Source organism: Bradyrhizobium sp. MI1.11 (assembly GCF_055811255.1).
In genome coordinates this window covers 57954-80719 of the sequence record NZ_JBVVPM010000023.1, presented here as the reverse complement: position 1 = coordinate 80719, position 22766 = coordinate 57954, and the positions used below count along the sequence as shown (strand labels likewise).

Here is a 22766-nt window from a genome sequence, read left to right as displayed (position 1 = left end):
CTTTGTCCACGAGGTCAGAAGTTGACGCGATGGCCGCCGCGCATGAGCTCCCTCTTGAGCCTGTGGTTTTGGCCGACGCGGGCATCGATGTGTAAGTGCCTGCGAGTTCGCGGATATGGGTATCCGCAGGACACGTCCGACCACCGGCCGATGATCCAATGCGACGGCCATCCCGAAAGGAGTGAAGCCACCTGCCACAATGCGCTCAAGAGCGTAAACTTGATCTAGAGGCCGCGCCGATCTTGCGTCTCGTCTTCGGCACCATCATGCGAGTTCATTGACAGTAAGCCCAGTTCTAGACCATGGCTTTGAGATCCCAGTGGGTCTAAGGACGCAATTGATCGAAGTCGCTGGTTGGAGTGCCATTGTGATGCTGGTGAGCGCTCAATCAGGAAAGCACGCAAGTAGACGTCATCAGCTTGCTCTTCCGCGCAGGAAGGCGATGATGGCTCAGCTGCTCGGCAGCGCCTCGGAAGAGCCAGCAAAGAGCGCCTTCGGTTGAGCGCGATAGGACCGATCATCGAGAAGCGCGTCACACGCCAGCGTGAGGACGCTCACGGGATGAAGAAGGCGAGCTTGCCCGTCTGTCGGGTAGCGTCAATTATGATGCTAGAATGCGGGGTAATCTCAGGACACAGACATTGTTGTGTGGAAAGAATGCAAAAGTGTCCCGCAGTGCGGTAGACCGCTCGACCGAATGCTCCTCGCAATGCCGCAACGGCGCAATCGCCCGAGATGTTCGCGTACATCGCCAGAAACTTCGATGCCGAGTTCCTCAACGAGTTCTCGGGCAAGGCCTGGCGTGGTGTTTCACCCCCTTCGACCGGTCCGCCGGGCTGCACGAACATTTTGGTCCAACGCTCGCGCACCAGCGGAAGGTTTCGTGCGACATTCGCGGTAGGGCACGCGGCGATCCGCGCCGTGCGCACGGCTGCGGCGTTATCCATCAAGCAACGCCCCCTTTTTTAGATCACCCTCTGGGGCCGCTTGCGGGAGAACTATCAGCAGAGGGATGATGACGACCATACCAGCTGCCAGCATCACTCCTGATGGGCCGGCTACAGTCAACACCTGGGCGCCAAGGACGGCTCCGAAGCCGATGGCCGAATTGATGACCGCCGAGTGCATCGCGGCAGCAGTCATCACTGTCGAACCGGCGGCGCGCAGGATCCAGGTCTGGAGTCCCGCGAACAGCGCCGCGACGGCCGCGCCCCAGATGACCAGCAAGACAAGGACCCGGCCTGTCCCCAACTGGGGACCAAACCATCCAAGGCCAACGAGCGCCAGACACAGAGCAAGCAGCCCCGCAGTGATGATGGGTTTCATGAAGCGGTCGATGAGGACGCCCGCCAAGATGTTCCCCAGGAATCCTGCTCCGCCAAAGCCGAACAACAGCGCGCCAATCATGACTTGGGCAACATTTGGAATCTCGTTGAGGAATGGTTCTATAAATGTGTACGCCCCGAAATGCGCCGCCGCCATGAATGTCGTTACGGCATAGATCCCCAACAGGTCATGCCTGCGGCAGACTGATCCAAGCTCTCTCCATCCCGCTGGCGTCCCGGCCTGCATTTTCGGAAGAACTGCCACCATCAGGGCTGAGGTGATCAGTCCGATGGCGCCAATCAATCTGAACGCTGCACGCCATCCGCTCACCTGACCGACGAAGTTCGCGAGCGGCACGCCAACAACGGTCGCCATCGAGATCCCGCCGAATACGATTGCCGTCGCAACACCCATACTGCGGGACGGCGCAATCTTAGACGCAACCACAGCCGCCATGGCCCAATAGAAACCGTGAACGACAGCGCCCACCGTGCGTGCCAGCAACAACCCTTCGAAAGTGTGAGACATCGTCGCCGCAAACGTTGTTGCGGAAAGGATAATAGTTAAGGCGATGACTAGCGGCTTGCGAGGAAACTTCTGAAGCAGAACGGGCGACAACAGAGCGCTGGCAGCACCGATCCAGGCATAGAGGGCCACCGTGAGCCCGACCGCTGCCTGATCTCGTCCGAGGTCGCGAGCAATCTGAGACAACAGCCCGATAGGTGCTATCTCTGCCAAGACGATGTGAAACGAGGCGATGCCTAGCACGATGACGGCGAGCCAGATGCGGAGCGAAGATTCTGTGCCGTCACTCGTCATTATTAAACATCACTGTACGAAGGATCCGCCCGTTTCATTTGTCGATGATCAGCCGCTGCTTGTACGCATTTTTCATCCATGGACGTGGCGCCGCATGGCATGGGCGTCTCTCCGAATGTTGATCGACCTGCATCGGTGGTATCCGATCGTTACGGTTGCATGGGTCGTTCTCTCCATCAACTGCGAGAGTTGATAGTTGACACACGACAAACGGCACTCGGTGTCCTCCGACTGGCGTCCTGAGTGGGACTGTCGTTCCGGCCGGCATCGTGAAGGAGGGCCTGACCTTACTCGAAGAGCTGCGTCGCTCGCCACCAGGCGCTGCGCTTCGCCAACCGCGCCAAACGAACGGTGCAATAGAATCGTGATGCCTTTCATGCGCACGGACGGCCTGCAGATTGCTGAGCTGCCAACACCGAGGAGGAGGTCTCACTCACAATGTCCCGGCACTGCTTCGGCAGCTTTAGCAGGGCGCTCGCGGATCATGATCTCCGGGGAGCCGCCATTGCCTCGGTGCGTACGCGCGCCCTGGGTGTCAATCGGCCCTTTAATCGCGGTTTGTTGTCAAGCTTACATTTCTGAACTCGCCCGCGGCACGGTGGTAGTGCTCGCGCCGTCGGAGCTGGTCCGGATTGCGGAGACGGCGCGGGCCGGCTGATACGTGCATTGGATCGCCGGGGCTGGTTGAGGTCTTCGCTCGGATCATGGTCCTTTCCGAGGTCGCGCAGCGCCTCATGATGATGTCGGGGTCGGGCGCCTCAACGTTTGCAGCGGAGTGCGAACGAGCCGCCACCACCTGATTGACCGAGGTCGCCACAACACCCTCCCAGCGGGACATCGCCAGCCCGGCAGACCGGACCAGGAACTCTACAAGATCGGATCAGGCTTCCTTCCCCTGGCCCCAGTCGAACGATGTGCCGTAGACCCAGATACAGTGAAGAAGGATGGCGAGTTTGCGCGCGATGGCGACCTTTGCCTTTCGCATGCCAATCCGCTTAGCGAGCTTCATGCCCCAGGCCTTAAGAGAGGACCATTTCTTCGTTCGATGAAGCAGGACGATCGCCGCCTCGTACAGGTAGGTTGGGAGAAGACGGTCGCCCCATCGTGATATTTTGCCCGGTTTCGCCAGAGTGGTTGCGTCGAGGCGTAAGACCCAGATAGGCGCCGACGCTTGATGCCGATCGGAAGTGCGATGTTTCAAGGTGCCGTCGCATGCGCTGTTAAATTAGGAGGACGGATCGAGCTTTAGCATTGATGCTAGCAGCCGCTCCGGCTTTGAATCCTCAAGTGGGCTTCAACGCGCGATGCCAACGGGCCGTATGTTGGTCCGTGCGAAGTCCTAATGATGGACGGAAGCGTTCCGCGGTTAATAGATTAGGCTACGAGGGGCGCGGATCGGTGGTGGACGCCCGAAATGTCCCGGCTCAGCAAAATCCCCTTGGAATTCCGATAGGTGAGTTCGGCATTGCCTTCGTGCATCTCAAAGTTCGATTGTCAGTTCTAGCCGGTTCGCTGCGCCAAGAGGATTGCCAACCTCAGGACGAGAGGCTCTAGGGCGGAGAGCGATCCCATAATGGCGTGGCGACCGGACGAGCACTCAACCAAAGATGGCCCCGCCCAATTAAGGTAAATTCAATCCAGCCCTGCCCCGACAATTATTGATGTAAAGGTAAACGATCATCGCCGCTGCGTGACGAGCTATCATTTCTCGGCGAGGATCATCCAGCACTTGAAGGGCGGCTACGCGGTTGCAGCTTCAGCGTACGCGCCAGCCGTGTGGCGGAGCCAAGAGCGCGGCGAGCGCATGCACAAACGCGGCCGCAGGTGCGGCGTCGTGCTCCCCGAGATCCCCGAAGGCTCCTGATGGAGTGCGTTGACGAGCCTGCCCACAATCTACGAATTGCCTGGTTGTGAGCCCTCGAGGCTGGCGACCTTTACCGGATCCAACGTCCGGCGAAGGGAGCTCGCGCAGCAATAGCCTGATTTCGTAGCCCTCTCGAACCGCTCGAGAGTCCTTGCTTAGCTTTCCCATCCCTTCGTTGGTCCACACTGTTGAACTCGCGTCGCAGCACGGTATCGGGTTTGATCAGCGCCCGCGCCATCACCTCCAGTCCAGGATGATGGGCGAGGATGACCTTCCGACCAATAAGCCGCTCGCGAGCGCGCTTCAAATCGCGCTATGACGAGCGGGCGGACCGACTGTTACCCGTCTACCAAACGGGACAAAGAGGCGACGCGCTAGCGAGCATCGCTATCTACGTTCTCTTGTATTCGGACCCGCGAAACGTCGAAAATTGGCGAGAAATGAAACGACCCCAGTGCTTAAAGCGGCTGGGGTCGTTCCGAGGTAAGCGCCAGACATGGGCGGGGGGGCTGAGGCCAGACGCCTACGACATGAAATCAGAAACGCAGATTTTCCGCACCGCTTTTAGCACGCCTCGGGTCGACTTTAAGCTCGTAAGAGACTGCCTGCCCTTCCCGCAGGTCAGAGAGGCCAGCGCGCTCCAGGGCGCTTATGTGTACAAAGACATCTTGGCCGCTCCCATCCGGCTGAATGAAGCCGAAACCCTTCGTCGCGTTAAACCATTTCACAACACCCCTCGCCACTCCCGTCTCCCATTTGAGCAATACTGTAGAGTAGTTCTGGTCGGACCATTCGGGCGGCACCGATTCGCGCATTGACGCACAATCTCCGCTGCTTCGGCGTCAGCGTAGTTCGCTTGAGGAGTTCGAGTATGGCGAGCCTGGGCGATCATGCTTTCATGCCAGAGGCCAGGCACAGCCGACGGGTCTGACCCAGGTCGCATCGTTCTGATCTTCCATCCTGTTGCGTCACTTGGGTGACGAAGGTCACGTGGGTGGGGTCTCCTAGCAGGGAAGCCGCGAATTTCATCGGCCCAAATGGCTCATCGGCCACTATTTTGCGGACAAGCAGCGGCCTCGCAACTACCAAAAGGGGTAGCTGGACGAGCGTGCCGCACCAAATTAGCATGCTCCCATGACTGTTCGGAGAACATGGAAGATGAACTGGAAGAAGGAACTGGAGGCGCTGGTTCAACAATCCGCGGCACTCGTAGAACGCGCACGGAGCGTAGCGCCTATTCCAAAGCTGATAGCACCCATCGCGCCAATCGCAAAAGCTTCCCCACCCGATTCTCCCCCGCGGTTGAGCTGGGACACCTCCGAGCGAGAGCACATCAGCAAACGAGTTGCGAATTTCAGAGCGCATCAAGAGCGCGTGCGCCGCGAGCGCGACGAATATTTTTCCCGCACGATGCAACGGACACGGGATCTCGCGAGAGGCCACGGCTCCGACGAACAGATGTAGGCCGTCGGACAGTCGCGCAACTTTGCTAACAATCCGCCACGCGCCAGAAGAGTCGACTGCGGCCGACCACCGGCTGGGAACGGCGAGTAGCCGTGAGAGTCGTACGAGTCTCCAAGAGACGCCCGTCACAGCCCATCTGAGGATTGTCGCGCGCTGAGGATTGCCGCGTGGTGTCCTCACGCCATAGGTTGCCCTCGTACTGGATGCGCTGGGGGGCAACCACGCGATCGTCGTAGTGGCGCCGCCGACGCCAACACGAATCTGGCGCATGGATTTTGCACCGCCGAGGAAGGCGTGGGTGTTGACCCTGCCCCTCGGGCTTAATCCAGTTTGAAGTTCGTTCTGGCCGAAGACGAGGACCAGAGCATGCAGCACGTTCGAGATCGGAAGGCCCGATCTGCTGGCTCGGCGCGTGAGGCAGAGACACGAGATGTGCGCATCGGGGAAGAGTTGAGATCAGACGCGCTTCACTGGAGATCGCGATAGGCATTTTGCTGCATGGGACCGTTGTTGTCGCGCAGTGTGAAAGCACGGAGTCGAAATCGTCCGCCATGATCGAGACGCTGGGAGCGAAATGACGAATGATGATCGTCGTGCACGGCATGACTTGGCTCACGATGTGTCGCATCGGAACGGTGATGTTCGAGGGCTGGAGCGTCTGAAGCTGTGTCGAAAGCGCTCAATGATGCGCATGACGCCACCACAATCCGGACAGGCAGGAACTTCGGCCCAGGTTTGAGCTTCCGAATCCACAGGCGGCGGCTGGCTGTCGTTGGGGCTGTCTCATGATCGAGAAGTTCGCGGCAAAGGGCGAGCTTGGCAGCGCGATTGGTTGGCCATGAAGCCGAAGTGGCGGATGCGATGGAAACCGTCGGGCAGCGTATGAAGCAGGAAGCGGCGAGTGAACTCGTCGGGCTTGAGCTTCATGATCTTTGTCGCGCCGTCCTGGCGGTAATCCTTCCATGTGAAGGCAACATGATCGTTGTCGGGTGCGACGAGCCGGCTGTTGGCGATCGCGACGCGATGGGTATAGCGGCCGAGATAGGCCAGCACCTGTGCGGGTCCGCCGAAGGGCCGCTTGGCGTAAGCAACCCAGTTGACGCGCTGCATGGCTTTGATGCGACCAGCGAAAGCGTCGAGTTCGGCAAGAGAAGCAAGATCGCCGAAGAAGCGCAAGGCGGCGGCGTTGAAGGCCCCGATCAGGCGTTTGAGAAAAAGCCAGCGAAAGAGCCGGGACAGCGGTTTGACAGCCAGGAAGAAGTTCGGTCGGCTGGCGATCCAGCGTGTTCCATCAGGTGACGGGCCGCCGCCCGGCACGACACAGTGAATGTGGGGATGATGCGTTAGCGCTCGTCCACAGGTGTGCAGGACCGCGACGCTGCCGATCTCCGCGCCGAGCCGGCGCGGATTGGCAGCAAGCGTCGGTGATCGCCTCGGCGGCGGCCTTAAACAGGATGGCATAGACGACCGCCTTGTTTTGGAAAGCAATCGCGGCGATCGGTGCAGGAAGCGTAAAGACGACGTGGAAGTAGGGAACCGGCAGCAGGTCGGCTTCTCGCGCGGCAAGGCACGCGGCTCGGGCTGGCCCCTGACACCTCGGACAATGCCGATTCCGGCAGGAATTACAGGCGATCCGCGTCATGCCGCAGTCATTGCGGCCTCGACGTGGCCGCCGAGCGCCTCGGTTCGGCACCCAACAATGGCGCTCATCACCCGCCGCTCGACGCGACCGTGATGACCGGCATGGTCACGACGATAGTCGTCGCCATGCCGGCGCAAGATATCGGCAATGTCGATGGTGGGTCGGTGCGGGCGGACGTCGGGGGGTCATAAGCCGGATCCCGGAGCCGTTGTCATGCCGGTGGCGTCACCTCCAGCGACAGGCGGTCGAGCGGGCTCTGGGGCGCCCGGATCGTATGGGTGGCGACCTGCGTGTAGCGCGCCGTCGACGACGGATTATTGTGGCCGAGCAGAACCTGGATGATCCGGATGTCGATTCCGTTCTCCAGAAGATGTGTCGCGAAGCTGTGGCGCAGCGTGTGCAGCGTGACGCGCTTGGTCAGGCCCGCAGCCTTCACCGCCGAGCGGCAGGCTGCGTGCAACACGGTCTGATCGATCGGATGATCTTCGTCACGACCAGGGAACAGATAAAGCCGCGGCCGGGCGAGCCGCCAGTAGGTGCGCAGGATGCCCAGCAACTGGGGCGACAGCATCACGTTGCGATCCTTCGCGCCCTTGCCGTGGCGCACCTGGATGACGCCGCGGGCGCTATCGATGTCTTCGATCCGCAGTCCCGCGACTTCGGAGGCCCTGAGTCCGGCCGCATAGGCCGTGGTGAGCGCGGCGCGGCTCTTCAGGCTGGACACGGCCTCGAGGAACTGAACCACTTCGTTGGCGCTGAGCACGACCGGCAGCTTGCGCGGTTCTCGCGCATAGGGAATACGCTCCGGGATGAGTGCCTCGCCGAGCGTGACGCCGTAGAAAAACCGGAGCGCACAGACGATCTGGTTCAGCGCCGGCCATGAGATGCCGGTCGAGACCAGATGCACCTGGAAGGCGCGGACGTCTTCCAGTTCCAACCGGTCAGGCGATCGGCCGAAATAGCGGCTGAACTTCGAAACCGCGCTGATGTAGGATCGCTGCGTCGCCGGCGACAGATTGCGGACTGTCATGTCCTCGATCATGCGGCGGCGAAGAGGGCTCAAATGGGCGATCTCAATACCCTGTCTTAGGGGGGCTCCAACACCCACATCCTCTCAGCCAGGAGGCGATCTACGCCACCTCGCCACGCACGCCGCGACAGCGGCTTCGTTCAATCCCAAATCGATTCGGTCTAACCCCATCCGGCTTTAGGTCGCACAATCCGCGAAACGTCCTAACCGCGCTTGCATCGATGTCGGCGCGCCGCAGCTTGGCCGTCAGGCCATGACGCTCCAGAACACGCGCACCAGCACACATCACACGAGCAGCGTAATAGCCTTGAAGAAGCCTCCCTCCTGATGTCCGTGTAGGGATGGGTGGCGTCGAGATCGAGGATGATCTGCAGGCCTCAACAATGCGAGAAATGCGCGCTACGCTCAGGAGAGGCCATTGCGGCACCCGCTGAGCTGTGCGTTATAAACAGAACGCTGCCATTGTAGCTCAGCGCTCACTTGCAGGCAGCAAACCAATCAGCGCTTTAGCCTCGGACTTCAGCACTTCAACGGCAGATTTCCGAGCATCTGCATCAAAGCGAGTGCGAATGGCGGAGACTGAGAGCGCGCCCCGCAATTTGCCATAGACATCGATTACGGGCACCGCTGCGGCCGCAACCTCAGGATCACGCTCGCCGATCGAGACGTAGAAGCCACGATCTCTGATCTTCTTTCCATCAGCTAATGCAAAATCGCGGTAAGCGGTAAGAACGCGGCCCGCAGCGCCGCGATCAATCGGCAATCGTTGTCCTTCTTCGAGGTGATGCCGGACGGAACGCGGAGAATTAACGCGATAAAGGCAAATGCGCTCGTCGCCCTCCGCGATGTAGAAGGATGCGGTCTCTCCGGTTGCTTCGACCAGACGATGGAGCGAGGGTCTGATCAGGTCACCGAGGTCCAGCCCACGCTGATAGAGCGCCCCAAGGCGCCATAGCTCCGGTCCGGGTCGAAATAGCCGGTCGGTCCCCCGCACCAGGAATCCGTCCGCTTCCAGGGATGCGGCAAGGCGAAGGATCGTGCTCTTGTAGAAGTCGGTCGCCTCGGCAATCTCGGTCAGCGTCAGGGCTGCGCGCTCAGCGCCGAAGGCCTTGAGGATCGCCAGGGCGCGCCCGACCGCATCAACCCCTGTCTTTGCCATTGATACAGTCCTCGTGTTCTGTCGTGCAGAACAGATATCCGGAATGGATAGAAAGTCCAGTATTCAATGCTCATCTGGGTTCTATGTTTCAGAATGCAATTGACTCCGGATGTAGCGCCAGTTACCTGTTTTGAGGCTTAGAACAGGTTCTGCGGAGCGAAACAATGGAAGGGCAGCCGGCACTTGCCGTCGATCTGCGCGACGTGATGATTCGCTTCGGCGACTTCACCGCCGTGAAAAGCATGAACCTCCAGGTCGGCGAAACCGAATTCGTTGCAGTGGTCGGGCCGACGGGCTGCGGAAAATCGACCATTCTCAATACTGTCACCGGACTGCTGAAGCCGGCCGCCGGCGAGGTTCGCATTTTCGGCAAATCGCTTAGGGGCCTGAACGGTCAGTCCGGCTACATGCTGCAACAGGAAGGGCTGCTGCCCTGGAAAACAGCCCAGGACAATGTCGGCCTCGGGCTGGTGTTTCAGGGAAGCTCGATCGCGAAAGCGCGCGAGCAGGCGCGGCCCTGGCTCGCCAAGGTTGGCTTGAAAGGGTTCGAGGAGCGCTATCCGCACCAATTGTCCGGCGGCCAGCGCAAGCGGGTCACCATGACGCAGACCCTGATCATGCAGCCGAAGATCGTCCTGATGGATGAGCCTTTCTCAGCGCTGGACGTTCACACCCGTCGCCTCATGCACCGTATCCTGCTCGACCTCTGGCAGGCGGACCGGCGCTCACTGGTTTTCATCACCCATGACCTCGATGAGGCGATCACGCTGGCGGACCGCGTCGTTGTGATGTCTGCCGGTCCCGCGAGCCGCATGGTTGGCGATGTCAGGATCACGCTGCCTCGTCCCCGCGACCTCTCGGCGCTACAGACCACCGACGAGTTCGTCGCGCTTTACCGTGAAATCTGGTCGCTGCTCGGCGCCGAAGTGGAGAAAAGCTATGCCACGCAGGGGTAAGGTCGCTCTCACGCAGTTCGCCATCGTGCTTGGGCTGATCCTGATCTGGGAATTGGGCGTGCGGGCCGGATTGATCGACCCGTTCTTCTTTCCGGCCCCGTCGACACTCATCGCAAGGATCGGAGAGTGGATGTCAACGGCCGACTTCTGGACCGATGTCAGCATAACACTGCTGGAGACGGTCCTGTCTTTCCTGGCTGGTATCGGGATCGGCACGGCGCTTGGTATCTGGTTGGGCTTAAGCCCGTTTGCGGCCGAGGTCCTTCAGCCCTTCATCAAGATGTTCAATGCGATCCCGCGCATCTTGCTGGGGCCCATTTTTGTCATCTGGTTCGGATTGGGCCTCACCTCCAAGGTCGCGCTGGGCGTGACGCTGGTTCTCTTCGTCGCTTTTTTCAACACCTTTCAGGGCGTTCGCGAGGTCAATCCGGTCGTGCTCGCGAATGCGCGCCTGCTACGTGCATCGAAGTCCTCCCTGCTGCGCCATGTCTACCTACCGTCCGCCACCACGTGGATCCTGTCGAGCCTGCGGGTGTCGGTCGGCATGGCTGTGATGGGAGCAGTGGTCGCCGAATATCTCGGTTCGTCCGCGGGATTGGGGCACCTGATTGCGCAGGCCGAGGGCGTCCTCGACGCGACCGGAGTGTTCGCAGGAATCATCGTCCTCTCCGCCTTCGTCGTTGCTCTCGATGCCATTGTCGACGGCGCGGAAAAACGGCTCCTGGTCTGGCGGCCCGCACCTGCCCACGAAGCCTGATTGTACCGCTCTCCCATTCTCATGGAGTTTCCCATGCACGCTTTTCCACGACTGATGCTGGTCATCGCGATAGCCGCATTCCCGGTCATCTCGACTTATGCCGCCGAGCCCGAGAAGACAAAATTGAAGATCGCAGTGGGGTCACAGATCCTCAACTATATGCCTCTCGAACTTGGCGTGAAGCTGGGCGCCTTCAAGGAAGAAGGGGTTGACGTGACCGTCGAGAACTTCCAGGCCGGTGGCTCGAAGGCTTTGCAGGCGTTGATCGGCGGCTCGGTGGACGGGACCGTCGGCTTTTATGATCACACCATTCAGATGCAGGCCCAAGGCAAGCAAATTTCCTGCGTGTTCCTGCTCAATGACATTCCCGGCGTGTTGCTCGGTGTCCGCGGCGACCTCGCTGACAAGGTCAAGACGGGTGCCGGTCTGAAGGGCCTGAAGCTCGGGATCACGGCGCCGGGGTCCTCGACCGATACCATGGCGCGCTACTACATCAAGAAATCGGGATTGGGCTCGCGCGATGTAAGCATCATCGCGGTTGGCAGTGGTGCACCCGGCATGGTGGCGCTCGAGGCCAAGAATATCGACGCGCTCGTCTATTTCGATCCGATTGCGACCCTTCTCGCGCGCAAGAAGAGTGCGACACCGCTGTTCGACGCGCGCACGGTCGAAGGCTCAAGGCAGGCCTTTGGCGGAATCTATCCGACCGCGTGCCTTTACCTTCAGCAGTCCTTCATCGACAAAAATCCGGAAACGGTCCAGCGCCTCGTCAACGCCTTGTTCAAAACTCATCGCTGGATCAACACGGTTTCGGCGGAGCAGCTCGTCGACGCGATGCCTCCTGCATACAAGACCGACAATCGCGAGGTGAACATCGAGATCATCAACGCGTCGAAAGCGCTGTTCTCGCCAACCGGTCAGATGGACATCGACGCGGCCAAGGTCCCGCTGGCTGTCCTAGGCGACTTTGATCCGAAGATCGCAGCCGCAAAGATCGACCTCATCAAGACCTTCACGAATCGATTCGCGGAACGTGCTGCGCAGCAACTGAAATAAGTTGCGTACTAAGCGCCCGCTATCGGATCACCTACAAGAAGGCTCTTCAGATGTCTCTGCCGCTAACCGGTATCCGCGTTCTCGACCTGTCAAACGTGTTGGCGGGTCCGTTCTGCGGTTACCATCTTGCGCGCCTTGGCGCGGAGGTCATTAAGGTGGAAAATCCGAACGGCGGCGACCTGGCGCGGCGCCTCGGCGCGGATTCGCAAAGAGCGGAGCGCCTGCAGGGACTCTCGTTTGTCGCCGTGAACGCCGGCAAGCAATCGATTGCACTGGACCTGAAATCGGAAGCGGGCCGCGAGGTGTTCTTGCGACTGGTCAAGGAAGCCGACGTGGTGCTCGAAAACTTCCGGCCGAAGGTGATGGAACGCCTTGGCCTCGGCTTTGATGTGCTTGTCAGGCTGAACCCGCGTCTGGTCTACTGCGCGATCTCTGGCTTTGGGCAGAGCGGTCCGTGGTCCGCCCGTCCGGCCTATGACCAGATCGTCCAGGGTCTCTCCGGAGCCATGAGCGTCACCGGCGATATAGCCTCGGCTCCCCTGCGCACGGGCTTTCCGATCTCGGACACGATTGCGGGACTGACTGCTGCGTTTGCCATCGCCGCGGCTCTGGTCGACCAGCGGCATAGGCAACGGGGTCGGTTCATCGACGTGTCCCTGCTCGAGGCCACCGTTGCGGCGATGGGATGGGTCGTCTCCAACCACCTGAACGCCGGGGTCGAGCCGCAGCCCATCGGCAACGAGAACTTTACCGCGGCTCCCTCCGGCACGTTTCGCACCGCAACGGGCCCGCTGAACATTTCCGCCAACGAGCAGAAGCAGTACCAAGCCCTATGCGACCTGATCGACCGACCGGACCTGAAGGCGGATCCACGCTTTGCTGGACGCGAGATGCGGAAGGTCAACCGCGCTGCGCTGAGCGCGGAGTTGAACAAGGCATTGAGTTGCAAGCCCGCTGAGGAATGGGAGGCCAAAATGAATCTGGCTGGTGTCCCTGCCGGCCGTGTGCTGACGGTCTCGCAAGTGTTGCAGCAGCCACAGGTCCTTGAGCGCGGATTCGTCGAGACTTTGGCGCCAGAACAAGACGGTGCGCAGCCGTTACGAATCACGCGGCCGGGGTTCCGGCTGGATGAGGAGTTTTCGCTGCCTTCACCACCTGCGACGCTCGGAGCAGACACTGAGCGATGGCTGCAGCGGCTCGGCTATTCGTATGCGGAGGTTGAGCAACTGGTCTCAAGCCGAGCCGTCGGGACGCCAAAGCAAGGAGAGGCTGATTTCCTGTCCGTCCGCGTAGCCACGGACGGACCGATATCATGACATCCGACGGCTTGCGTCGGTTGGCAATCGGCAGGTTGAAAGGACGGAACTGGAAATGAGCGAAGAAGAACTGAGACAGCAAGCGGCCAGTTGGTGGCGAACCTCCATTTGCGATATCGCGCCAGGTCGCATCGCCTATCGGGGTTATCCAATTGAAGATTTGATAGGCCGCGTTTCCTTTCCCGCCATGATCTGGCTGATGTTGCGTGGCAATCTGCCGACGCCAGCACAGGAGCAGCTGCTGCAAGCTGCGCTGGTTGGATCCGTTGACCACGGTCCGCACGCGCCCTCCATTGCAATTGCCCAAATGGCGGTGAGCTGCGGCCTGCCCCTGAATGGCGCAATGGCCTCGGCAATCAACACGCTCGATGACGTGCATGGCGGAGCAGGGGAGCAGGCTATCGAACTCTACGAGGATGTGCTGCGACGGCGCCAAGGGCGAGAGATCGAGCAGGCCGCTGGCGCTGCAATCGACCATTTCACCGCAACCCGCAGCAAATATCTGCCGGGCTTCGGCCACCGGTTTCATCCAGTCGACCCGCGCGCGGCCCCGCTATTGGCGCTGGTGGATGCCGCAGCTGACGAGGGCAGTGTCGGCGGCGATTATGCCAAGGCCGCTCGCGCGATCGAGCGGGTGATGCAACAGCGCAAGAGCAAGCTCATTCCGATGAACATCGATGGCGCGACCGCGGTCATTTACGGCGAACTGGGCTTCGCCTCTCCGCTCGCGCGGGGGGTCTTCTGCTTGTCGCGCGCGGTCGGAATCCTGGCTCACGCCTGGGAGCAAACTGGGCGCAACGATCGCAACAAGGGCCCAATGCCCAAGCAGTTCGGCTACAAATACGATGGCCAGCCGCGTCGCAGGCTCGAAGGCGTATCATGAGCATCTCGAAAACCCGCCCAAGCTGATGGAGGCCAGCGTGTTCTCGTCGATGCCGGCGGAGTTTTGTCGCCCGGCTGTTTCTTCGGAATGGGCAGACGCGAACCGCGGGGCATATCCAGTAGATGGTTTCATCGAGGGACCGTCGTTCGACCAGTCCGGGAATCTCTATGTCGTCGACATCGCCTTCGGCCGCATTTCCGAATTTCACCGGAGGGCGTCTGGTCTTTGATCATCGAATACGACGGCTGGCCGAACGTCTGAAGGTTGCTCCGGACGGCCGGGTGCTCGTGTCCGACTATATCAACGGTCTCCTGGAGCTCGATCCACAGAGAGGGACCATCCGACCGTCGCTGGGCCACCGCAATTCCGAGTCCTTCAGAGGCTGCAACGACCTGCGTATCGCGACCAAAGGCGACATCTATTTCACCGATCAGGGCCAGACTGGATTGCACGATCGGACCGGCCGGGCATTTCGACTGTGCCCTGACGGCCGGATCATTGCTTGATTTCTAATGGCCCGGGCCCGAATGGCCTGGTGCTCAGTCCGGACGAGACCGTATTGTTCGTTGCAATGACGCGCGACAATAGCATCTGGCGCGTACCGCTGATGCGTGATGGCGTGGGGAAAGTCGGACGATTCAGCTGGTTCTTCGCGACGAGCGGTCCTGACGGACTGACGGTCGATCAAAAAAGGGCGGCTCTTTGTCGCGCATGATTCCCTCGGCCACGTTTTCGTATTGGCGCCAAACGGCGAAGCGGTCCGCTTGCATCCAGTCCTGCGCAGGGGGGAGCTGCACGAATGTCGTATTGGACGCGGCACTCGGCACATTGCTCATTACGGAATCCTCTACCGGATCAGTGTGATGGCTGATCTCGCGCACCTTCCTCGAAATTCGCCAGTAGGAGTGGCAAGGTTGTGCGGAATCCTTTCACGCGCCGGTCCGCCGCACCAAGATGCAGGAAATGAGTCTGGTAGACGACTGGCTGGCCAGTTGCCGAGAGAATGTAATTGGTGACGGATGGATGGCGTTTGTGTGGGTGATCTCAAACCAGAGCCAGTAAATCGCACTGCATGGGAAGCGCAAAAGAACGATTCGTAAGGCTGGTCGGGCTTCGCCCGCGACGGGCCGCCGCCGACCTGTCGCCTTTTGGTCGGGCGGGTCGCGGTATCGCTTCCCACAATGCAGAATGATTGATCGCTGATATCTTCGAACGTTCTCGCCAAGAAGGCCGAAGAGGTAACCGCTCGCGGTGGGAGTCAGCACCGCATCAGCGTCAAAGGTTCTCGATCATGCTCGGCCGCGACGCACGCGTGAAGCGTTCGTTTTGAGAAGCAACAAGCCCAGGATTGACTGCGTGAAGGACTTTACCGATAGCACGCTAGCCCAGGAGCGCTTTAAGTGTGTGGCGCAGAGGTCGTACCACTGTCAGAGCCTCTTGCGCGCGCAATCCTCCAACCCGATATCCCCTCTCCTCGTACAAGTGGCGTACCCGTTCTAGGGCCGGATAGCCATCCGGAGGCAACGCAACCTCAATCATGTGCCAGCCGCGTCGCTTCGCCTCCCAATCTACCGCCTCGAGCAGATGCCGACCGGAGTCAGAGCTCCGGAAGTCACGAGAAATCCATAGCTCCTGAAGCACGCCGTACGCTCCGGCTGCTCTCACGGCCTGTACGGCCGAGATGCTAGCTACCCCTACAATCTGCCCGGTGCCTTGTTCCTCGACGACAAAAATGAAGCCCTGTTCGGGATCCTGAATCAGGCGCAACGCCGCCTGCTTCGCGCCTTGAAGGCTGAACTCCGGTCCGGGGCCACCTAACTCGGAAAGTAGCTCTTCGACCGCTTTTGCGACCGCGTTCTCATCTCCTGGCACGCTCTTGCGCAAAGCCGTGCCCGCGCTGGACGTACCTTGCCCTTCAGCGCCAACACGAACACCCGACCCAGCCCTCCGGAGGAAATTCATGCTCAGGAGGATACAGAAAACGCAATTGAGAGCAACTATCAGGCTCGGTAGGAAGCAGCACGTCCACACTCGCTATACGCAACAGAGCTGAGGTAATTGCAAGCCATTGCCGTTCTCAGAATCGACTGCGGCTTGAGCAGCTGCGAACTCATGATGGACTGCCTTCTATTGGAAAACATATCACGGCACACGCCGGTCATGCCCGATCAAACATTCGTAAGAGTGATTGCCGATCGTCGCTCACGAATTACTCGCTTCAATAAATCGTGCGCCACGACGATCGCAGCGCCATAGAGCGTCAGCTCGGTGCGTCCGAAGGAGAGATTCCCACCTCGCGTGCGTCACTCGTACTTGCGCGAAGCGCGACAGGTATCATACGCGTGCGCCCGATAAAATCGTCTGAGCAAGATCGCGAAAGATTTTGCACACTAATGCACTATCTTAAGCTTATCTCGAACAATCAGAAAGATATCGGGAAGCACAGCTTGTTTCGACCTTCTCTCCTCGTTTAAGGCACCGTCACTGAACGGGAGTGGTTGCGATGGAACATGGGCAGGCCGAACTGGTCGGAGGGAAACCTGTAATCTTCGGGCAACGTAAGGTGCGGCCGCGGGCGTGCCTGGCCGTCGGCAAGCGGCATCTGCGCGCCTTTCTACGGGATGTGCTGGAGGATATGGGATTTGTTATCAGCGAATGCAGGACTGCTGACGAGTTGCCGCACGTACTCCGCACGGAGTTCCCTGATCTGATCCTGCTCGGCATTGGCTCGGACCGCATCGAGCCTGGACGATTGCTCGAGATACTGGTACGCGAAGAATTTGCAGGCCGAGTGCTGGCGTTCGGGGCGCGCGAGTCGATCATCATGGCGGCAGTGCAGCAGGTCGGTAGTGAATATGGACTTGCTATGCTGCCGCCGCTCAGGGCGCCGTTTGCAGCCGAGACGTTGCGCGATCGGATCGGCATGCTCTTGCCAAGAGAGCCGGCGCCCCGTCCCGCGGTCCATGTCGGAGAAGCCTTACACGCTGGCTGGCTTGAGCTCTGGTATGAGCCGAAGTTTGACGCGTGTACCCTTAGCCGCCGCGGCGCCGAGGCGCATGTGCGAATGCGGCACCCGACCTGGGGCGTTGTTCCACCGGCCTATTTCATCCCGGAACCTCACGATCCGCATTTTAGGAACTTGTCGCAGTTCGTGATCGACCGCGCGATCAAGGATTGGCAGTATCTTCTGGAGCAGCAAACTTCGATCGATCTCTCCATCAATCTCCCGGCAGCATTCCTGATTGACCCGCAGGCGGTACGCGATCTCTGTCGGCGCATGCCGTCGCACGCCGCTTTCGGCGGTTTGACGATTGAAATCGAGAGCGTTGAAGCGATCCAGAACCTAGATCTCCTGGTCGAGGTTGCGCGTGAGGTTCGCTTTCACAACATTGGCCTTGCAATCGACAATGTCGGTGCCAATTGGCCGCAGCTGATGGGGATGACAAAATTCCCGTTCGTGAAATTGAAAGTGGATCGTCAGTTCGTAGGCGGCTGCGCGAATGGGCCCCTCAAGCGAAGGGTGTGCCGCCATATCGTTGATCTAGCCAAAGAGTACAATGTGCGCACCGTCGCCGAAGGTGTGGAGAGCCAGGCCGACCTAATCGCTGTGGCCGAACTCGGCTTCGACCTTGCGCAGGGCCATCTGTTCGGAAAAGCCATGCCACTGAAGCAATTTGCACAGTCATCTTTCAACCCCGCTCCAGCTCGTCCAAAATAGTTGCGAGTGGCTGAGTGCGGCCAAGTGACGCTCACGAGCACCGCCATGCCTACTCGGCACCAGGCATGAGGCTGAGTGCAATTCAGTCGGTCTGCAAGGCCAGTGTCGCTCGTCCCGCCGCCACTTCATGTTTCCCTCCGAAGCTTGTTATACGACAAGCCCGTTTTGGCAAGCCTCCAGCGAGTCCTCCGCGCAGCTAGCGTTGCAGCCATGAGCGAGGCTTGCACAAACCTCCAGTCGGGGTGTGTGACCGGAGGTTTGCCGAGATCCGACGTAGACCTGCGTCCGCTGGCGGTTTTTTGTCGCCGCCGGTTGAGGAAGCGTCAGCCTCGCTTGCCCCCGCGCTGACGTGCCAAGCAAACCGACGGACGCTTCCAGCGTCAAGTCGCGACTGACTCTCGCAAGAGGGCCAGACGGCTCGTAGCCTGAAATTGAAGCGACCTGTTGCTGTCGCAGATGCAACATGGTCTCAGACCCGGGACAGCCGAATTGGGCAAATTGCCCAACATTGAGCGCGTCTGCGTTTGGCACGGCATTTGAAAGGGATCGCGCATGGCATCGCTCGCCTAAGGAGTCGGAAGGCATGGCTTACAAGATCGTCGCTTCGCAATGCACCGTTTGTGGCGCATGTGAGTTCGAGTGTCCCAACGCGGCGATCAGTCTGAAGCGCGACATTTACGTTATCGATGCCAAAAAATGTACGGAGTGCGAGGGCCATTGCGACACACCGCAATGCGCGGTGGTCTGTCCGGTCCCTGACACCTGTGTCCCGTCCAAGACAGGATAGGCAGCCCGCGACCAAAAGGCCTCATCGCTCGATTTCGCGAACGAAGTTGTAGATGTGGGGCCTTGAGGAGACCACGACCGCATGGGGCGCATCGAGGTCGATTAACATCGTTATGAGCTTAAGGCGCTGAGCGACTCCGAGGACCCCCTCAAAGGGCTCTGTCGGAGGACACCGTCGAATTTGTCACGAACAAGGACAAGGCGAGGCAGACCGGCGTCGAGCGGCCACGGACGCATCGAAGCCGGCGCAAAAGTCGCTCAGCACGTGAACACCTAGTGCACCGAGAAGATCGTCTTGACCAACCTCACGGAGGCGGACGACCTCGTGCCTGGTCGCGGGCCCGCCGAACACCAAGGAGCCGACCTGATCATCCGTGCGGTCCTGGAGCGATCCGGCTTTCGAAATTTCTAGGGAGCCTTATGGGCTGTGGCCAAACGGATGCCGGCCCAGGATGATCGCACCTTCCTGACGCGCAGGTTCGAAAAGTTGCCGACGGAAAAAGCCGCCTCCTCGCGATCACACAGATACCGAAAGCGGCCCGGGTTCGTTCCGGTGGTGGAGCTCACCGTTACGCGAGCAAGGAGCGAATGCATTTCACAAGCGGAGCCTCCACAGATCCGGGCGTGTTCACCAGGCCGCGAGCAAGACCGTCGTGCCCGCCTAGTGCGCTCGTAATCGCTTGGGCAATATCGCAGCGAGAATCGGTAGGTTGACGCATCGATCCTCGTGCGCATAATTCAAGCCGTCGCGGTCTCCGGATTTCGTTTGATCCGGAGCTAAGAGGGAAGCCGGTGCAATGCCGGCGCTGCCCCCGCAACTGTAAGCGGCGAGCCGCTGTCCAATGAAGTCACTGACGCCATGCGGCTTCGGGAAGGCCGGACAGCAGCAACGACCCGTGAGCCAGGAGACCTGCCTCGACAAGATATCGTCCACGGGCGGGGCGTCCCGGTGTGCGCCAAGCAGTTGTCGCTCAGGCGATGTTCGCTGTCTGCGTCCGCCGTGGCCTTTGCCCCAACATGGGGTCTAAGCTATGTCTATCCTTTCGCTTCCCGTTGCAACACTGGGGACGTCACGCATCGGCCCACGACGCGAACTCAAATTCGCGCTCGAGAGCTACTGGGCGGGAAAGTCCAGCGAAGCCGAGCTCCTCGAGGCGGGGAGTGGACTTCGTGCCGCTAATTGGGCACGGCAGAAATCCCGCGGTGCGACCGTCATTCCTTCGAATGACTTCTCGCTCTACGACCATGTGCTCGATACCAGCCTAATGGTCGGCGCCATTCCCGACGTTTACGGCTGGACCGAAGGTCCTGTGTCGCTCAAAACCTACTTCACCATGGCGCGTGGCGCTCAGGACGGTGGTCACGCTCAGCATGGGCCCGGCGTAGCCGCACAGGAGATGACGAAGTGGTTCGATACGAACTACCACTACATGGTGCCGGAATTTCACCAGGATCAGATCTTTAGGTATGCCTCTCGGAAGCCGATCGAGGAATATGAGGAGGCAAGAAGCCTCGGTTATCAGACGCGGCCCGTCCTAGTGGGCCCAGTCACTTTCCTGAAGCTCGGCAAAAGCGTAAATCCCGCATTCAATCCGCTGTCGCTGCTTGATCGACTCCTCCCCGTCTACGTCGATGTTCTCCGCGAACTAGCCGCGCGCGGCGCTGAATGGGTTCAGCTCGACGAGCCATGCCTAGTGATGGACGTCGACAAAGCATCTCGGGCGGCTGTCCGCCGGGCCTATGCTCATTTCGCTAAGGCCGTGCCGGCCCTTAAAATCATGCTGGCCACATACTTCGGGGCTGTCGGCGACAATCTTGAAACAGTATTGGCCTTGCCCGTTGCCGGGCTTCATGTCGACCTGGTTCGTGCACCTGACCAGTTGGACGCGATTGTCGCCAGAGCCCGTAGAGATCTCGTGGTCTCGCTCGGCGTCGTTGATGGTCGCAACGTGTGGCGCTCTAATCTGCCGGCGCTACTCGACCAACTTGCTCCTATGGTCAAAAAACTGGGCAGGGACCGTGTTCAGATTGCCCCCTCCTGCTCGCTGCTTCATGTTCCGACCGACATTGAGCTAGAGATCGATCTCGATCCCAATCTGAAGACGTGGTTGGCGTTCTCAGTGCAGAAGATCAAGGAACTTTCGATATTGGGCAAAGCGCTGGCTGGCCTTGCTGCCGACGTGGCCGATGAACTCACGCTCTCAGAGGATGCATCCGTCACCCGCGAAACATCGCCGAAGATCCACAGTGCGAACGTCGCCGGACGAATGGCCGCGATCGACGATAGCATGCGCCGCCGTCGCAGTGCGTTCACCCAGCGCGCCGACGTCCAGCGCGTCGCCTTCGCATTGCCGATGTTTCCAACCACAACCATCGGATCCTTCCCGCAAACGGCGGACGTCCGCAATGCGCGTGCAGCTCATGCGCGGGGAGCGCTGAATGACACGCAGTACGAGCAGCTTCTGAAAGCGGAGACAGCCCATACCGTGCATTGGCAGGAAGATATCGGCCTGGACGTGCTCGTACACGGTGAGTTCGAGCGCAATGACATGGTTCAATACTTTGGCGAGCAGCTGTTGGGTTTCGCATTCACCAAGCACGGCTGGGTTCAGTCTTATGGCTCGCGGTGCGTTCGCCCTCCTATCCTGTTTGGAGATGTCTCCCGCCCGAAGCCCATGACCGTTAAATGGTGGCGACATGCGCAGTCTCTGACCAAAAAACCCGTCAAGGCTATGCTGACCGGACCGGTGACGATCCTGAACTGGTCGTTTGTCCGTGACGACATCCCGCGGAGCGAGACATGCCGACAGATCGCTCTCGCGATCCGAGACGAAGTCATCGACCTTGAGGCGGCTGGAGCGACCATGATCCAGATCGACGAGGCTGCGTTGCGGGAGGGATTGCCGCTGCGCAAATCGCAGTGGAAGGACTATCTCGATTGGGCAGTGGACAGTTTCCGCGTTTGCTCCTCCGCTGTCGCTGACGGAACTCAGATCCATACGCACATGTGCTATTCCGAGTTCAACGAAATCATCGATGCGATCGCAGCAATGGATGCCGACGTCATTTCAATCGAGGCGTCGCGCTCCAAAATGGAATTGCTCGACGCTTTCAAGAGCTACAAATATCCTAATGAAATCGGGCCAGGCGTCTATGACATTCATTCACCGCGCATTCCCGCAGCAGCCGAGATCAAGCAGCTGATTGTGTTGGCGCGGCAGCGGGTTTCCGATCGGCAGCTCTGGATCAATCCCGACTGCGGACTGAAAACTCGAAGATGGGAGGAGGTGCGTCCCGCGCTCGTCAATATGGTGGCCGCCGCACGCGAGTTGCGGGGTGAGGCATGATCGTACGGAGCGCGTCACCAACGTATTGTGAATAAGATGCACGCGCTTTGGGAGGTCGCGATATCTTGCGAGCTTCCTAAACCTTCCAGCGCTTGCGAATGCCGGTCTGCTTCGGCGGAGGTGATCGCATACACCCGGCGACAAGCTCGAATCCGGCGGACGACAGCATGCCGGTCATACCGATCAGGTGACATATTCCAACTCACTACCGCTCGACGCGAACCACGGCCCTATCTTTTCATTTATCCATCGCGTGGATGCGTCCCATCACAACAATCTATTTTACCGCCCTTCCGGAATTTCATACGTAATTGGCGCGTTGGCGCGGGCTTCGGGAAGATTTGCTGGCGTTGGGGCGCTGCCACATGGTGCCGCGTGACGGCAAACTGACGCTTGAGTTCCAGGACACGGCAGCCAAACCGCCTGCGGGATGGATCCCAGCTCCATCAAGGCTCCCCTTGCCAACCGGACAGCTGGCAAGTGGTGGCAAGTCTTGAACTTTCCGACAGGAGTGGAAAGCAAGCGGCTCGCTAAGTTGCGCGGAGCGATATCCGCTTCTTGTTGTTTGACGGCGAGTGCCCTCGCCGTAAATCGGTCGCCGGTAGTCCTCCCTACCGACGAAAGCTGGTGCGATGCGGAAAGC

At 59.8% G+C, this 22766-nt stretch carries 15 protein-coding genes, 3 pseudogenes and 1 riboswitch; of the genes and pseudogenes, 10 read left to right on the top strand and 8 right to left on the bottom strand.

What is annotated here, in order from left to right:
• Positions 1 to 554 precede the first annotated feature (554 nt).
• The 4 genes and pseudogenes from AC0L30_RS22725 to AC0L30_RS22710 all read right to left on the bottom strand — a co-directional run bounded on the left by AC0L30_RS22725 (position 555) and on the right by AC0L30_RS22710 (position 4752).
• Positions 555 to 947 carry a hypothetical protein gene (locus AC0L30_RS22725; protein WP_473304908.1) on the bottom strand — a complete coding sequence of 131 codons (393 nt, stop codon included), beginning with the start codon at positions 945 to 947 and terminating at the stop codon, positions 555 to 557.
• Positions 940 to 2145 (bottom strand): MFS transporter, encoded by a 1206-nt coding sequence (locus AC0L30_RS22720; RefSeq protein ID WP_007599985.1) that lies wholly within the window; start codon positions 2143 to 2145, stop codon positions 940 to 942. The genes AC0L30_RS22725 and AC0L30_RS22720 overlap by 8 nt, the downstream gene beginning before the upstream one ends.
• Before the next feature lie 880 nt (positions 2146 to 3025).
• Positions 3026 to 3332 (bottom strand): annotated as a pseudogene (locus AC0L30_RS22715) (transposase); the annotation flags it as partial.
• Between the two features lie 1213 nt (positions 3333 to 4545).
• Positions 4546 to 4752, bottom strand: coding sequence for a cold-shock protein (locus AC0L30_RS22710; protein ID WP_473304989.1), 207 nt, complete (start codon positions 4750 to 4752; stop codon positions 4546 to 4548).
• Positions 4753 to 5167: 415 nt separating this feature from the next.
• Between AC0L30_RS22710 and AC0L30_RS22705 the strand changes: the two genes are divergently transcribed.
• Positions 5168 to 5473, top strand: coding sequence for a hypothetical protein (locus AC0L30_RS22705; RefSeq protein WP_007599988.1), 306 nt, complete (start codon positions 5168 to 5170; stop codon positions 5471 to 5473).
• Positions 5474 to 6085: 612 nt separating this feature from the next.
• Here AC0L30_RS22705 and AC0L30_RS22700 read toward each other — a convergent pair.
• From AC0L30_RS22700 to AC0L30_RS22690, 3 genes and pseudogenes are all read right to left on the bottom strand, one after another.
• Positions 6086 to 7270, bottom strand: a pseudogene (locus AC0L30_RS22700) (IS91 family transposase).
• A 56-nt stretch (positions 7271 to 7326) separates the two neighbouring features.
• Positions 7327 to 8187 carry a tyrosine-type recombinase/integrase gene (locus tag AC0L30_RS22695; protein ID WP_473405254.1) on the bottom strand — a complete coding sequence of 287 codons (861 nt, stop codon included), beginning with the start codon at positions 8185 to 8187 and terminating at the stop codon, positions 7327 to 7329.
• A 427-nt stretch (positions 8188 to 8614) separates the two neighbouring features.
• The gene (locus AC0L30_RS22690; RefSeq protein WP_473304903.1) at positions 8615 to 9304 is read right to left on the bottom strand and encodes an IclR family transcriptional regulator; all 690 of its coding nucleotides are present in this window, start codon (positions 9302 to 9304) and stop codon (positions 8615 to 8617) included.
• 164 nt (positions 9305 to 9468) lie between these two features.
• Between AC0L30_RS22690 and AC0L30_RS22685 the strand changes: the two genes are divergently transcribed.
• The 6 genes and pseudogenes from AC0L30_RS22685 to AC0L30_RS22660 all read left to right on the top strand — a co-directional run bounded on the left by AC0L30_RS22685 (position 9469) and on the right by AC0L30_RS22660 (position 15136).
• Positions 9469 to 10260, top strand: coding sequence for an ABC transporter ATP-binding protein (locus AC0L30_RS22685; RefSeq protein WP_473304901.1), 792 nt, complete (start codon positions 9469 to 9471; stop codon positions 10258 to 10260).
• Positions 10244 to 11017: an ABC transporter permease gene (locus tag AC0L30_RS22680; RefSeq protein WP_473304987.1), complete on the top strand. Its 774-nt coding sequence runs from the start codon at positions 10244 to 10246 to the stop codon at positions 11015 to 11017. Before AC0L30_RS22685 ends, AC0L30_RS22680 begins: the two co-directional genes overlap by 17 nt.
• Before the next feature lie 33 nt (positions 11018 to 11050).
• Positions 11051 to 12073, top strand: coding sequence for an ABC transporter substrate-binding protein (locus tag AC0L30_RS22675; protein ID WP_219682854.1), 1023 nt, complete (start codon positions 11051 to 11053; stop codon positions 12071 to 12073).
• Between the two features lie 50 nt (positions 12074 to 12123).
• Positions 12124 to 13389, top strand: coding sequence for a CaiB/BaiF CoA transferase family protein (locus AC0L30_RS22670; protein ID WP_473304899.1), 1266 nt, complete (start codon positions 12124 to 12126; stop codon positions 13387 to 13389).
• A 55-nt stretch (positions 13390 to 13444) separates the two neighbouring features.
• A complete protein-coding gene (locus tag AC0L30_RS22665) occupies positions 13445 to 14272 on the top strand; it encodes a citryl-CoA lyase (RefSeq protein ID WP_473304897.1) in 828 nt (275 codons plus the stop codon).
• Positions 14235 to 15136: pseudogene (locus AC0L30_RS22660) on the top strand (SMP-30/gluconolactonase/LRE family protein). Before AC0L30_RS22665 ends, AC0L30_RS22660 begins: the two are co-directional and overlap by 38 nt.
• Before the next feature lie 516 nt (positions 15137 to 15652).
• Here the strand turns inward: AC0L30_RS22660 and AC0L30_RS22655 are convergent.
• Positions 15653 to 16156: a GNAT family N-acetyltransferase gene (locus AC0L30_RS22655; RefSeq protein ID WP_473304894.1), complete on the bottom strand. Its 504-nt coding sequence runs from the start codon at positions 16154 to 16156 to the stop codon at positions 15653 to 15655.
• Between the two features lie 619 nt (positions 16157 to 16775).
• Between AC0L30_RS22655 and AC0L30_RS22650 the strand changes: the two genes are divergently transcribed.
• The 3 genes from AC0L30_RS22650 (at position 16776) to metE (ending at position 22123) form a co-directional block, all read left to right on the top strand.
• Positions 16776 to 17990: an EAL domain-containing response regulator gene (locus AC0L30_RS22650; RefSeq protein ID WP_473405246.1), complete on the top strand. Its 1215-nt coding sequence runs from the start codon at positions 16776 to 16778 to the stop codon at positions 17988 to 17990.
• A 583-nt stretch (positions 17991 to 18573) separates the two neighbouring features.
• Positions 18574 to 18777 (top strand): 4Fe-4S binding protein, encoded by a 204-nt coding sequence (locus AC0L30_RS22645; protein ID WP_007600001.1) that lies wholly within the window; start codon positions 18574 to 18576, stop codon positions 18775 to 18777.
• Between the two features lie 731 nt (positions 18778 to 19508).
• Positions 19509 to 19708: riboswitch (cobalamin riboswitch) on the top strand.
• Between the two features lie 99 nt (positions 19709 to 19807).
• Positions 19808 to 22123: a 5-methyltetrahydropteroyltriglutamate--homocysteine S-methyltransferase gene (gene metE / locus AC0L30_RS22640; RefSeq protein WP_473304890.1), complete on the top strand. Its 2316-nt coding sequence runs from the start codon at positions 19808 to 19810 to the stop codon at positions 22121 to 22123.
• Positions 22124 to 22766 lie beyond the last annotated feature (643 nt).